The organism is Marinoscillum furvescens DSM 4134, from assembly GCF_003386095.1.
Classification (GTDB): domain Bacteria; phylum Bacteroidota; class Bacteroidia; order Cytophagales; family Cyclobacteriaceae; genus Marinoscillum; species Marinoscillum furvescens.
The window spans coordinates 22,047-35,544 of record NZ_QREG01000031.1 but is presented as its reverse complement, the minus strand read 5'-3'; the positions used below and the strand labels follow the sequence as shown (position 1 = coordinate 35,544).

Genomic DNA, 13,498 nt, shown 5'->3' with positions numbered 1-13,498 from the left:
AGTTGTTAATCGTCGGTGAAACTAACTCATGCGCGCGAGGATTCTGACAACTTTTTCGCCAAACAATGCAATTTTGCCGATAAGATTTTACTGTGTATTTCCATTAAAAATGACGGTACGTTTTTTCTCGCTCCAAAGCCCTTTCTCGTCGAAAAGGCCCTTGTCTGTTCCCACCCTTCTCTATATTTGTCGGTCATGAAAAATCTGGAAAAATTCGTTAAGATCTTCCAAAAAGAATTAATTGACGAGAATATCAATTCCGATACGGCCTTTAAAAACCATGGAGGCTGGAGTTCGCTGGTATCACTGATCATAATCACTGAAATTGACCAGCAGTTTGGTTTTTTGATAGAAGTTGAACAGCTAAAAGAGGCCAATTCTATTCAAGACCTCTTTAATTTGTGTTTGGCAAAGAATGCCTCATGAATTTAAAAATCACATCGAAATCTATAGAAGGTATTGTAACAGCCATACCTGCCAAAAAGACTTTTAACGAGGATATTGACTGGTTAGATCTCCGCCTTAAAGATCGACTAATTTCGGCTGTTGGCATCAATGAACGAAGAGTTACCTCTGCCACCGCGAGCCTGGCAAGCTATGCCACTACAGCTGCAAAAAACCTTCTCGAAAAGACACATACGCCTTCAACTGAAATTGGTGTATTAGTTTTAGTTACTCAAACAGGAGATCAGCAAGTACCCAACACTGCCATTAGCATTCAAAGTGCTTTAAAACTACCTGAAGCTTGTCTAACGTTAGAGGTGAATATGGGCTGTTCGGGCTTTGTCCATGGACTGTATACTATATCTCAACTACTCAACGGGCTACCAAATAAAAAAGGTCTATTGATCACCGGAGATTTTTCAAGTAGAATATTGGCTAATGAAGACTCAGGAACGGTCCCACTGTTTTCGGATGCTGTCTCAGCTACTCTTGTGAGTCAGGGAGGGGATGATCAATGGGACTTTGTATTAGCAAATCAGGCAGAAGGGCGTGAGGCCATTGCCATGCAAGCTGACGATGGCATCCGTCCATTCGATGGATCAGCTACACTTAGATTAGATGGTCACAAAATTCTGAGTTTTGGACTCAAAACAGTAGTACCCGGACTGCAAGATTTTTTAAGTCAAAAGCCCACGGCAGATGCTTACCTCTTCCATCAGGCAAGCAAAATCATCAATGATACCATTCGCAAAAAGCTCCATCTGCCCGAAGAAAAATGCCCGGAATCGTTAAGCAAATACGGAAATACCAGCAGTGCCACGATACCTTTGACCATGAGCATGAATGATAGATTACAAAAGAGCCGATGCAATATCGTTTTGTGTGGTTTTGGAACTGGATTATCATGGGGAGGCGCATACCTAAACCTTTCCCCCGTCCATCACTTTGGAATTTGTGAAATCTGATCAACCTACAATAGCCGTCGTAATCCCTGCCTACAATGCACAAGAATGGATTTCGAATACTTTAGATGAGTTGAAAGATCTTTCAATTTTCAAACAAATCATTGTAGTCGATGACGGAAGCGCCGATCTAACGGCTGATGAAGTCCGCAAGCACCGATTCATTGAGTTGATCAGACTGCAGGAGAATCGGGGACAGCATCATGCCACATGGGTCGGGATCAAGGCCTCCAACTCAGATTTTGTGCTAACGATTGATGATGACCTCCCTCTTTCGCCAGCCGCGATTCATCAGTTCATAAAAGAAGGAATTCTACAGAATGCGGAACTGGCTTATGCGCAATACAGTCGAGATGGAAACGTACTTTCGCGAATAGGATCATGGCTCGTGAGTAAATGGATGTCCTTGAAATTCAATCAGCAGATAGCCGGCTCCTCCACTCGACTGATCTCATCCGGCTTGATCAAATCCATCAATAAAGACACTCTGGATGGATACCTGGACACTCATTTGCTGAAACATTCGGAAAAAACGATTTTCATTCCGGTTGCAGGATTTCGCCCCAACCTGGCAAGTCGCTACAGCCTCCGCAGAAGAGTGAAGCTGTTCACAAAACTCTTGGGCTCATGATCATCACAGGAAACCGTATATCTCTGGAGCGCATAACAGCGGATGATTTGGAACTACTCAGAAGCTGGCGTAATAAACCTGAAATCAGGAGCCAAATGGAGTATCAGCAACACATCAGCGCTGAAGCGCAAAAGCAGTGGTTTGACTCACTGGACCCCAAACTGAACTATTTTTTCAAAATCAGCTATGCCTCCGAAGCAATAGGCCTGATTCAAATCCAAAACCTAAACACATCCACCCATACAGCCGATAGTGGTTTGTATATCGCTAAACCGTCCTTTTGGCGAACACCTATCCCCTACCTGGCCTCCTTACCGCTTCTTGATTTAGCTTTCAATTTCCTGAAAATCAAAACTTTAACTGCCAAGGTAAAAAAAACCAATGAGGCTGCGCTGAATTACAACCGGTCGCTCGGCTACCATTCTCAAACCGACACCAATTCCTCCTTTACCAGGCTTGTTTGCACCCGGGAGAGTTTTTTAGCCACAGCAAACCACCCACATTTTTTACGCTTTCAGCAAAGCTATCAGGCAACAGGACTAGCAGCCAATCAAGAGGGGCTCTTCATCTCCGCCACCATTCCCGAATCATAAGTTTGCAATTGACCCAGGTAAACAATGATGGATTTGTTGCCCACTTCCACAAACGAATCACTAATGGTCTATCGCCGTAAGGGATTTTGGCTACTTTGAGGTCTGGCTTGAGTTTCGGAAGCACTTGCTGGAAGAATGCCTTGCGGTTGTGCCAGTAGTACTCCGGGTCTTGTGGAGGCATTACCTCCAGTCCCACGTGCTTGGTAAGGTGCTGATCATCATAAAACCCCAGGTTGTTGGCTTGCGCAAAAAGATTGTGTGCCAGGGATACTCCAACGAACGGTACGCCCACACAGATAGTGGATAAAATCATCTGCTGAGCTATGGCCTTCGAAAATATAAAGCAGTCAAAGCCAGGATGCTTCAAACCAGGCTCTTCATAAATTTCCTCTAGAGGTTTATCCAAAAACGCATCGTCAATTCTTCGCCGATTGATGATGAGCGCATCGTGGCCTGCTTCCAGTTTTGCAGCCACAAATTGATAAAAATTCGGCTGAAGAATAATGTCCATATTGGTATAGCAGTAGAAATCTGCCTCTTGCTGCAAGGCTGAGTTCAGCAGATCATCAATCAGTGTATAAGGTACTTTTCGACGAAAGTCCCGAATGTCCAGAACAGTACGATTTAGATTCTGAAGTTCGGTGATATCTTTGGGCAATGCTAGCTGATCACCTGCCAGCCTCACAGCGGCCAATTGCACCTGCAAGGTATCAGGCGCCTGTTTTGCAGCAGCTTGCATGCTCCTTAGTGTCAGCTCCTGTATTCGGGACTGCCTGGAATCCTCTGAATAGTAAGGGTTTATGAAATGAAGAAGCTTTAGATGCATTTAAATGTCCAAAAAAAAGTAACCCGGGTTTCTGCTCAAAGCTACACAACAGGCCAATATTTTCAGCTAATGGTAGCTCATTTGGCCATGCTGAAAGCCCTGATCATACGAGACATTCAAATAAAATATGCTCAATCTTTCCTGGGCATTATTTGGGCGCTGGTGCAGCCACTCACAGCCTTATTAGTCTACTCCATATTTTTCAGATTTGTATTTCAGTTTGAGAGCCTGGGGTACAATTATGCTTTGTATGTGTTCTCAGGGGTTTTACCCTGGCAACTATTTAGTCATGCTTTGCACCATGGGTCAGGCAGCCTGATTCAGCACCAGGATTTGGTGCGCAAGGTGGCGTTTCCCAAACTATTGCTACCGCTGACCAAGGTAGCTGTAGGGTTACTAGAAATGAGTTTGGGAATGGGCATTTTGTTAATCTTTCTAGGCATCTCAGGACATATATCAGTCCAGCTTATTGCACTGCCCGTAGCAATCCTCACACTTGTTTTAGTGAGCCTGGCGCTTCCGGTATGGATCAGTCAGCTGGCCATCAGGAGACGAGATCTGTTACATATTCTCCCCTATCTGGGAAACTTTGGCATTTGGTTAACACCTGTATTCTTTACCATGAGTAGTCTCCCAAACTGGTTGCAAACCATCGTCCTGTTAAATCCCATGACCGGTGTGATTTTGCTTTTCAGGTTTGCACTATTCGGCGATCCGATACCCGCTCTGATCTGGTGGCCCCTGGCTATTACAGGCGTGCTCCTGCTACTAGGTTTATACCGGTTTAAATCTTTTGACAAAGAAATGACTGACCACCTCTAATGCTGAATGTCAACAACATATCAAAAATATACGGAAACTTTTCGGTACTCAAGGACGTCTCCTTTCAGGCCGAGGCAGGAGATGTCATCGGTATTATCGGAGCTAATGGGTGTGGCAAATCCACATTACTGAAAATCATCTCAGGGATTGTAGCGCCAACTGCTGGTGAGGTATCTTATGAGGGTGCGCTCTCGAGCCTGTTGGAGATAGGCAGCGGCATACACCCTGATTTGACAGGAAAAGCTAATTACTTTCTCAAAGGAGGCATCCTGGGAATAGGCAAAAGGGAGCTACAGGCGAAATATGAGCAGTTGGTTGCCTTCACCGAACTCGGCGACTGGTTGGACCAGCCTGTGAAAAACTACAGCAATGGCATGTACATGCGGTTGGCGTTTGGTATTGCTTTGGCTCTCGACGCAGACATTTATCTTTTTGATGAGATCCTTTCGGTAGGTGACGCTCCCTTCCAACAAAAATGCCTGAGAACCATAGAGGAACTTTCTGATAAGGGAAAAATCATCTTGATGGTGAGTCATAACATGAGCGAAATCACCAATCATTGCTCACGGGTATTGTGGTTGAATGAGCAAAAAGTAGTTTTAGGAGACGTATCCGAAGATATAATAGGAGACTACTTATCCAGCGCATTCAACAAACCACATGACCTACCCCACCGGCTCGAAGATGTGGTCATAAATGATCTAGTCCTGCAACCTGACTCGGTGGTCACAGGGAATGAACCTCTCGAAATTAGGTTGGATCTACATATCGCAAAGCCACTCCAAAACTTTCAGGTAACCGTTCATATTCAAGACCAACAAAGCATTCCGATCTTTTCAGTCTCCACGGCAACCGCCAATGACTGGAGTACTCCCGGTATCGGAAATCATGTTTTAGCAGTAACGATCCCTGCAAATTTTCTCAATCAAGGAATTTATACCCTCTCTTTTTATTTGCACATCGAAAAACAGGTGCATCAGATTCGAAATTTGACTTTTTTTAGGGTGACTGATGATGCTCAAAATAACCAACTATTCAGTGGAAAAATCAAAACCAACCTTGGATGGAAACTCAAGTGAAACAACTTTTTCTTAATCCCAAATTGGATAAGGCTTTCAAGGAGCTTGGGGTCATCAAAATTGGTCTCCTCGACAAGGACGAACTTATGGAGCTACTCCAATTTGCCAGCAAAAACCTCCAAAACCAAAGACCCGTCATTGATTTTGCTAAAGGCCTCAATTATTACATTTCAATTTTCGATACTGATGAAGCCTTCAAAAGAGCATGTGATCAATTGATCTCAGGGATTGTAAATGAAAAGCTGTCCAAAATTCTGGTGGACTATGAAAGTTTTTACAGCAATTTTATGATCAAATACCCTGGAGATGGAGTATTGGAGTGTCATCAGGATTTCAATCTGGTAGACGAAAGGAACTTTACAGGCTTCAACCTGTGGTGTCCGCTCTCAGATACAGCACCAGAAAATGGAGGCTTGCACTTCATCAAAGGTAGCCACAGAGTAAAAAACCTGTTTCGCGGACCAAATCTACCTTTTTCGTTTACCAGATTCAATGAGGTGCTTATACCAAAAGCACAACCAGTGACTGTAAATGCCGGAGAATGTCTGATTTTCGACCATAGAACCATACACTTCTCCACCCCAAATACAACCACCCAAACACGATATGCCATTCAGTCTGTACTCAAACCTATAGAAGCACCCTCACTGCTTTACATCTATGATGCGACTGAGGATGCTGTACACGCTAAGGAAATCGACAGAGAATACACCTTGAAACATGGTTTCTGGTCTGAAGAAATAATGAATAGGCCAACGCTCCATACCATTGACTATGAAAACCCTGAAGAACTTGATGATGTACAAAATCTTGTCAGTCAATGAATCGAATTTTTAAGGAAGACCAGTTTGAAAACGAGCTGAGTGAAAAGGGATATCTAAAGATTCGTTTGATTGATAACGAAAAAGTCAAGACACTCCTGGATGTATACTCGGCTGAAATGACCAATGAAACGGCTCACAATTCAAAATATGGACTCTATGTCACCCTGGAAGAATGGAGTACAGAAAAAAGCCTCGCCATTGAGCAACGTGTGGAGGAATTACTGCGTGAGGAGCTGGAGTCATATTTTCTTTCTTACAAGACTCACCTGGGTGGTTTTTTGGTCAAAAACCCTGACCCGAACGGATACACTTACCCTCATCAGGATTGGACCTTCGTAGATCATGGAAATTACCGATCGGTAACCGTCTGGATAGCGCTCATGCCTATAGATCTAGAGCAAAGCACTTTGGGTTTCGCCCCGGAAAGTGTTTCTCTTTTCAATAAATACCCAGTAGGGACACCTGTCACCATCATGAAATCAGGTACTTCTGGTCATGAATTTCAATTATATGATCATTTGGATTTCCAACGCGTCGAACCAGGAGAGGCATTTGTATTTGACAACCGAACCGTGCATGCAGCATCTCCTAACACCAGTTCAAAGCCACGTATAGCCTACGCACTCACGCTATCTCCTCCCGAGGCGCCACTTTACCACTATTTATATAGCAAAGCTTCGGGTAAGGATGAATTGATCCAACTTGAAGTAGATCGTGCTTTTTTTCACGACTACACCATAGAAAGTGCTGACGAATATTACAATGATGGAAGGCTACCAGAGGGTTATCCGGTGATTTCCAGAATAGCTCCAGTATGGAAGCCAATGGATCCAGTCAAACTCAAAAACTACCTTGCATCTATTCAGAAAAATGGTTTAACAATTGGTGCAACCCAACACAGCGAAACATCTTCCAATTGGATCAAAAAGTTAAAAAATAAGCTCTCGAATGCATTTCAACGATAAAGCCACCCAGCGACAGTTTGATCAGGACGGGTACTGCAAACTGCAACTTCTGTCACCTGACGCAATTACAGATCTGACAGCCTTCGCCAAAGATTTCATAATGGCAGAAGAAGTCAAGAACACCGACTATGGCATGTATGTCTCACTGGAGGAAGAAGCATCTAGAAAGCAAAAAATTACGGATTATGTCCGATCGGTAGTCGCGCCTGCACTATCTGAGCACGTATCTAACTACAAAATCCACCTTGGCGGTTATCTCATCAAAGCTGCAGATGATCAAAAATACACCTTCCCCCATCAGGATTGGATTTTCGTGGCGCATGGCACCTCAGCAGTCTCCGCTACGGTATGGATCAGTCTATTAGACATTGGGCCAGAAAATGGAACACTGGGATTCTTAAAAGGAAGCCACAAATTTCTAGACTTTCCGATTGGTAGCCCCTCACCTGCCGTACCCACACCCGCCATGGGTAAAGAGCCAATCATCTTTGAGCATCTCACCTTCGAAACTGTAAAAGCTGGTGAGGCACTCATTTTCAATAACAAAACTATACACGCAGCACTGCCGAATAGTGGCTCTTTTCCGCGCTTAGCAGTAGGAATCGGCATCACTCCTGCAGATGCTCCGCTGCACCATTATTTTCTCAATCCAGAAAATGAAAAAGAGCTGCTACAACTCCGGGTGAATGAGTCATTTTATATGACTTACAACAATGACGACCTGTATCAACTTTACCAGGTAAGCAAATTACCCAATGGAGTAGAAGTAACAGGTAGAGTCCCCGTCAACCGGGAAAGCTACCCCTCTGAAGAAAAATTGCTTGCCTCCATTGCTACACATGGTAATGTAAAAAACAACTATTCACTCAATCTGGGTAAGCATTTTGGCCAACCAATTGAGCAAGCAACTGATGACTCAGTAACCGAAACAGCACCTGAAGAAAGTGAATGGATAGACAATCGGACGTTCTTTGAGACTTACACTCCTATCAATATTTACAGAGAAGCTAAAATGCGAATAGGCAAATGGTTGAGATGATACAAAGCACCTTAAAGGACCCTACCCAGCGCGAACAATTTAATCGTGACGGTTTTTTGATCATTGACTATTTCGAGAAACAGGAGATCGCAGAGATGCGTGATTATTTCTTTGAGCATGTCTCCAATTACCACAAGGAAGCGCTCTACGAAAGCAGCAGAAACAATAGCAATGAAACCAATGATCTCATCAACGGTCATCTGAAAACCTATTTTGAACGCCATTCGGATAAGTTTTTTGAAAATTACAAGTTGTATGGAGGCACCTACATGGTAAAACCAGAAAGGAGCGAAAACTTTTTGCCGCTACATCAAGACTGGAGTATCGTGGAGGAAGACAAGTATGAAACCCTCTTTCTTTGGTGTCCGTTGCAAGACACCAGCAAAACCAATGGTGGACTTTTTGTAGTACCTGGGAGTCATCATTTTTTTCAGAATCGTAGATCAGGGAGCTTGCCCGCACCCCGAATCGAAACCACTACCAAAAATCGTCGATTCACAAAAAACCTGGAGGTAAAAGCAGGCCAGGTGGTGCTGTACTCTGATCAACTTTTTCATGGCTCCTATCCCAACTCCAGTCAACAACCCAGAATCGTAGCGACAGCACGGGTCATGAATTCTGAGGCCAAGCTTACGTATTATCATAAGCTATCAGAAGAAGAAACGGCGGTATACTTTTTCAGCAAAGACAACTATCTAAATGGCATTCTAAAGTTAGTTTCTGGAGATATTCCGGATGGACTTCAGCCGGCATATATTGAACAAAACAACAATCAGCCGATAACCGAATCTTCATTTGATGATAAATTACCAGCGCAAAGCTCTTGGACAGCCTTACTGCACCGATTAAACCGACTTTTTAAGTCATGATAAAAGCATTTTTCAAGACCTACACACCGGCCAACATCTTGCGTGAAGTGTACTACAACTACCTGCTGCCTAAAAAGCACAGTGATAAGGTAGGTGCATTTTATGACCAACATCATGAAGCCTTCCTGGAGGTCTATGGTGAACTGATACAGGCCTTCCGTACGCATGACATTGCTGATATTCTGACTTATGAACTCAAACAAATAGGTATTACCCAGGAGATGACCGTACTGGATGCGGGGTGTGGTGTAGGCAAACCCGCGCGATTTTTTGCGAGTAAATCCGGAGCTACTATCCACGGCATCAGTGTTTCCAAAAAGCAAATTGCTGCTGCTAAACAGCTATCTAAAGATGCAGAAAACCTGCACTTCGAAGTGCTTGATTATCACGAAGTGGATAAGTATTTCCCTTCAGCATCCTTTGACCGGGTATATTTCCTGGAGTCTTTTGGGCATAGTACTTCCAAAAAGCAGCTATTGGATGCCGTCTGGAACGTACTCAAACCGGGCGGGGAGGTATATATCAAAGATCTTTTTAGAAGAATAGCTCCCGAGTCTAAAGACCAACGCAAAATTGATCGCGAAATCGAAAGAATCAATTCGCACTATCACTACGACGTAGCAGACCTCAACAAGCTCATGGACATAGCCAGAAAACAAGGGTTCGTAATCAAATTCATCCAAACACTGGATATCCCGCTTGATCAATTTGAAGACCTAACCATCTCCAACAAATTCCAGGAACTGACGGGGATTTGTCCCATTCATGACTTCTCAAAGTACGTTTTTCCAGTAGATTTTTTTGAAGTGATGCTTTATAAACCAGCCTTCAACATGGAAGAGGCAAAAGACCGCTATTTTTTGCAAAACCTACTTCACCAGAAAAACTCATGATTAGTTCGCCACATTTTGTCTGGACCCATTTTGCCAAAACTGGAGGCTATACTGTGCATAAGGTAATAGAAGATCTACAGCTTCCAGACGTACAACTTGATCCCCTTGGTGGTGAATGGTCTGATTACCGTAGGCACGAACCCTTTTGGTTACGATCACAAAAGGAAAATCGTGACATTACAGCCAACAAACTCAAAATTCTGACCTTCCGAAGACTACCTTCATGGCTACTCAGCTTCGCAGAATTCAAAAAACGAGAAGAAGGCTTTGATTTCGAAATCAAAGAACTTGCCAAAGGCTATTTTAAGCATGAAAAGCGTGACATGACTTCTGGAGCCCTGGATGCTCCTGGTAGTTATGAGCAACACCACGCAGATGAGGCGCTGGCCTATTATCATCCAGAATCAATAGATGTCTGGTGGACTCAAGAACGACTCATTCCTGATATGCTCGACACGCTGGGCAGGTTTTATACGATTCCATCCAGTGCCTATCAGTGGGATTTCCAACAAAACAGTAATTCTTACAACAGAAGCATATCAGATCGATTCAGTCGAAATCAGTTGGAGGAACTTTACCACAATTGCCCATTATGGACAGCCTTCGAAAGAAAAATATATGGTTCGCTTTTGGTCTAAACTGCGTCTGAGTGAGCCCTGGCAATACAAGGCTCCGATCATACTCTCTATGATTTATGGAGTAGTATATGCTCAGCAGATCACACCACAGCACCTCCTCAAATGGCTCACGCTTAGCCTGGTGACCATCATTGGCATAGCAGGCCTAGGCTATCTGAGTAATGACTGGGCAGACCAAAAAACTGATCGTGAACACGGCAAATCAAACTTTTTCCTGAGCACATCAAAGACTTTTCAGGGCATAGTAGCGCTCGGTTTAACCCTTTTTGCCCTGGCTCCGTGGTTTCTATTCCCTACCAATGCGCTTAGCCTTTGGCTATTGGGGGCAGAGCTTACCGCCTTTGGCATATATGCTTTCCCTCCTCTACGACTAAAAACGCACGTATTTTTTGCCCCTATCGTAGATGCATTTTATGCGCATGTGCTCCCTGCTACCCTGGCTACACATACATTTTACCTGATAGCCGGTGAGTCGGCCACCTGGCAAACCCTTGTGCCTACAGCTTTCTGGCAGCTATTTTTAGGCATTAGACTATTCATCAATCACCTGGTAATAGACCGACCCAATGACATCCATACGCACCAAACGCTGGCCACTCGATACCATTCGCTAAAGCTACGCATGGCATGCATTGTACTGCTTGTAGCGGAGCTATTCAGTTTGTCAGTTTTACTATATCATTGGCTCGGACCATTTGCTTGCACAGCCATCTTCTTAGGAATGTTGCTCACCGTCATTCAGCATCCCGTGGTTTATTCTTTTAGAGAACATGCTGCTGAGCGATTTTACAAACTGGGCCTACCCTATATGATGTTGTTGGCGCTATCCTTCTACAACCCCTGGTTTCTTGGTTTTCTGGCAGTACATGCCGTTCTCTTTCCAAACCCACTTCCTTCAGAAACCTATCTTTGGTCTGAAATCAGATCGTTTTTGTCTAAACCAGTCAACCTGATCATTTATTATTTTAGACGTTTGGTGCTTTTACAAGATCGGCCAAAAGCTTATCAAGAATACTACCCTGAATACCTACGTCAGCGATCGAATCAAGAGAAAATGAAACAGACAGGAACGGTAATCATTGCCAATCTGAATAAGGATAAATACTCCGAAACCTACGTACGTGCTTACGAAGAGCACCTTTCCCATGGGATCAAACTCATTCATGGCGGATATCCACCCACTAAAACTGATCAGGATGAAACGATCATAGACCTGGAGGCCTACTTAAGGCAAACAAAAGCCAAAATGGTCTTCGCTCACTTTGGGCCAATGGCCGTGAGCATGTTGCCTGTTTGCCTCAACACCGGAATTCCGCTGATGGCTTATTTTCATGCCTATGACATCCATCACCGTGATCAAATAGAATGCTATAAAGCGGACTATTTACAGCTTTTCCAGCATGTACACGCCCTGCTTGCCAGCAGTAAAGAAATTTACAACAAGCTGGTTGCCTTGGGTGCCCCCGAAAAGAAAGTCCACTATCTGCCCGCGTATGTAGCGCTTGAAAAATTCGCTTCTGATCGTAAGAGCGAGCCCTCTTTTGAAGTACTGGCTGTCGGCAGGTTTTGCACTACAAAAGCACCCCACTTAACCCTACTGGCGTTTGCCGAAGTGCTCAAAAAAGCACCTAACGCCCAGCTAACCATGGTGGGAGATGGCGAACTGTTAGAGACGTGCATCACTTTGGCTACTTCGTTAAATATAGCTCAACATGTGACATTTACCGGAGCGCTGAGTCATGAAGAAATCCATCAAATGATGACCAGGAGTAGCGTTTTCGTACAGCATAGCCTTACAGCTCCTGTCACTGGCGATCGGGAAGGTACACCCGTAGCAATCATGGAAGCCATGGCCAGTGGCTTGCCTGTAGTTAGTACCGATCACGCCGGTATCGGGGAGCTCATTGAAGATGGAAAAACCGGCTTTCTGGTGAAAGAAGGAGACTATTCAGCCATGGCAGATCGAATCGCTACGTTGTTGGAATCACCAAAACTGTCCGCTGAAATCGGCACAAATGCATCTAACGCCATTCGAAAGCATCATGAAGTAGCCAACCATATGGCGATCGTCAGTCACCTGATTGATCAACTGGCTCTAAAGTAATTTGACCCACCCGCTCTTGCCAATCAGGAGCGCCTAACAAGTCTGAAATGCGCATACGGGCAAGCTGATGATAGCTTATCGCAGTATCCAATTCCTCATGAAGCTTTGTCATAAAACCATAGCAAGGGTCATAAACATTGCTGGAAAAAGACACGCGAAAATCAAACTCCAATACGCCCGAAGCTAGCTCTCCTACCTGCTCCCCTACAAAAACAGGCTGGCAATGACTGTCTGTAAGCACCGACGCATCCACCAGCAAACGTACCCATGTAGTGTCTTCTTGAAAAGATCCCTGCCGCTCACCGCTCAACCACTCAAAGGCATCGAGTAATTCTCCGTCTGCACCCAATAGCTGTGTATTAAACGTGGCGTCCTGCCAACTCACACGACCATCCGGAAGCTGCACAAATGTCACTTCATGCGTGAAAGAGGTATTGCTAAAACCAAAATTATAAGTGGCCGCAGGGTAGCCCAGTGCGCGGTAAACATCTCTGAGCAAATAACTCATTGGACCACACGAGATGTGGTAATCACTGGTGTCCATCGCCTCAAATAAAGACAGTACCTCAGCCTCTTGCCAGTCATTCCACGTAGCCTCAAAGCCAAGCTGGGAATCAGGCGTATATCCTCGATGACCATACATAGCTACCGCCCTGCGGAGCGCTGTGATTTCCATTTCAGGCGTTAGGTTATCCGATACAGCCAAAACTTCCCTCATGCCAGTCGACTCGGACGGCCCACAGGCTGGCACCAGGCACAGCAGCGCCAGGCTCCAAAAAATCGAATAAATACGTAGCTTCGTTTGCATA

15 protein-coding genes are annotated in these 13,498 nt (G+C 44.5%); 13 read left to right on the top strand and 2 right to left on the bottom strand.

Features of this window, described 5'->3' with window-relative positions; all coding sequences use genetic code 11:
- The first annotated feature begins 15 nt into the window (after nucleotides 1–15).
- Genes C7460_RS24155 through C7460_RS21825 form a run of 4 tightly spaced genes read left to right on the top strand, consistent with a single transcriptional unit; the run spans nucleotide 16 to nucleotide 2,630 of the window.
- Entirely contained in the window at nucleotides 16–426 is a 411-nt protein-coding gene (locus tag C7460_RS24155; RefSeq protein WP_147303051.1) for an acyl carrier protein, read from the top strand.
- Entirely contained in the window at nucleotides 423–1,409 is a 987-nt protein-coding gene (locus tag C7460_RS21835; RefSeq protein ID WP_115870273.1) for a 3-oxoacyl-[acyl-carrier-protein] synthase III C-terminal domain-containing protein, read from the top strand. Before C7460_RS24155 ends, C7460_RS21835 begins: the two co-directional genes overlap by 4 nt.
- A complete protein-coding gene (locus C7460_RS21830; protein WP_170148138.1) occupies nucleotides 1,399–2,037 on the top strand; it encodes a glycosyltransferase family 2 protein in 639 nt (212 codons plus the stop codon). Before C7460_RS21835 ends, C7460_RS21830 begins: the two co-directional genes overlap by 11 nt.
- Nucleotides 2,034–2,630 (top strand): GNAT family N-acetyltransferase, encoded by a 597-nt coding sequence (locus C7460_RS21825; protein ID WP_115870271.1) that lies wholly within the window; start codon nucleotides 2,034–2,036, stop codon nucleotides 2,628–2,630. The genes C7460_RS21830 and C7460_RS21825 overlap by 4 nt, the downstream gene beginning before the upstream one ends.
- Here C7460_RS21825 and C7460_RS21820 read toward each other — a convergent pair.
- Nucleotides 2,602–3,456 carry a hypothetical protein gene (locus C7460_RS21820; RefSeq protein WP_115870270.1) on the bottom strand — a complete coding sequence of 285 codons (855 nt, stop codon included), beginning with the start codon at nucleotides 3,454–3,456 and terminating at the stop codon, nucleotides 2,602–2,604. The two genes, C7460_RS21825 and C7460_RS21820, sit on opposite strands and share 29 nt — an antisense overlap.
- A 69-nt stretch (nucleotides 3,457–3,525) precedes the next feature.
- Here C7460_RS21820 and C7460_RS21815 point away from each other — a divergent pair, with 69 nt between their 5' ends.
- The 9 genes from C7460_RS21815 to C7460_RS21780 are packed head-to-tail and all read left to right on the top strand — an operon-like array spanning nucleotide 3,526 to nucleotide 12,689.
- Nucleotides 3,526–4,278, top strand: coding sequence for an ABC transporter permease (locus C7460_RS21815; RefSeq protein ID WP_221409602.1), 753 nt, complete (start codon nucleotides 3,526–3,528; stop codon nucleotides 4,276–4,278).
- A complete protein-coding gene (locus C7460_RS21810) occupies nucleotides 4,278–5,357 on the top strand; it encodes an ABC transporter ATP-binding protein (protein ID WP_115870268.1) in 1,080 nt (359 codons plus the stop codon). Before C7460_RS21815 ends, C7460_RS21810 begins: the two co-directional genes overlap by 1 nt.
- Complete coding sequence (locus C7460_RS21805; RefSeq protein WP_115870267.1) at nucleotides 5,342–6,181, top strand: phytanoyl-CoA dioxygenase family protein; 840 nt, start codon at nucleotides 5,342–5,344, stop codon at nucleotides 6,179–6,181. The genes C7460_RS21810 and C7460_RS21805 overlap by 16 nt, the downstream gene beginning before the upstream one ends.
- A complete protein-coding gene (locus C7460_RS21800) occupies nucleotides 6,178–7,146 on the top strand; it encodes a phytanoyl-CoA dioxygenase family protein (RefSeq protein ID WP_115870266.1) in 969 nt (322 codons plus the stop codon). The genes C7460_RS21805 and C7460_RS21800 overlap by 4 nt, the downstream gene beginning before the upstream one ends.
- Entirely contained in the window at nucleotides 7,130–8,185 is a 1,056-nt protein-coding gene (locus tag C7460_RS21795) for a phytanoyl-CoA dioxygenase family protein (protein WP_115870265.1), read from the top strand. The genes C7460_RS21800 and C7460_RS21795 overlap by 17 nt, the downstream gene beginning before the upstream one ends.
- Nucleotides 8,173–9,054, top strand: a complete 882-nt coding sequence (locus tag C7460_RS21790) for a phytanoyl-CoA dioxygenase family protein (RefSeq protein ID WP_115870264.1) — start codon at nucleotides 8,173–8,175, stop codon at nucleotides 9,052–9,054. Before C7460_RS21795 ends, C7460_RS21790 begins: the two co-directional genes overlap by 13 nt.
- Nucleotides 9,051–9,947: a class I SAM-dependent methyltransferase gene (locus C7460_RS21785; protein ID WP_115870263.1), complete on the top strand. Its 897-nt coding sequence runs from the start codon at nucleotides 9,051–9,053 to the stop codon at nucleotides 9,945–9,947. The genes C7460_RS21790 and C7460_RS21785 overlap by 4 nt, the downstream gene beginning before the upstream one ends.
- Nucleotides 9,944–10,585, top strand: a complete 642-nt coding sequence (locus C7460_RS23910; RefSeq protein WP_170148137.1) for a hypothetical protein — start codon at nucleotides 9,944–9,946, stop codon at nucleotides 10,583–10,585. Before C7460_RS21785 ends, C7460_RS23910 begins: the two co-directional genes overlap by 4 nt.
- Nucleotides 10,566–12,689, top strand: a complete 2,124-nt coding sequence (locus tag C7460_RS21780) for a glycosyltransferase (RefSeq protein WP_170148136.1) — start codon at nucleotides 10,566–10,568, stop codon at nucleotides 12,687–12,689. Before C7460_RS23910 ends, C7460_RS21780 begins: the two co-directional genes overlap by 20 nt.
- Here C7460_RS21780 and C7460_RS21775 read toward each other — a convergent pair.
- A complete protein-coding gene (locus C7460_RS21775) occupies nucleotides 12,655–13,497 on the bottom strand; it encodes a hypothetical protein (protein ID WP_115870261.1) in 843 nt (280 codons plus the stop codon). The two genes, C7460_RS21780 and C7460_RS21775, sit on opposite strands and share 35 nt — an antisense overlap.
- Nucleotide 13,498 lies beyond the last annotated feature (1 nt).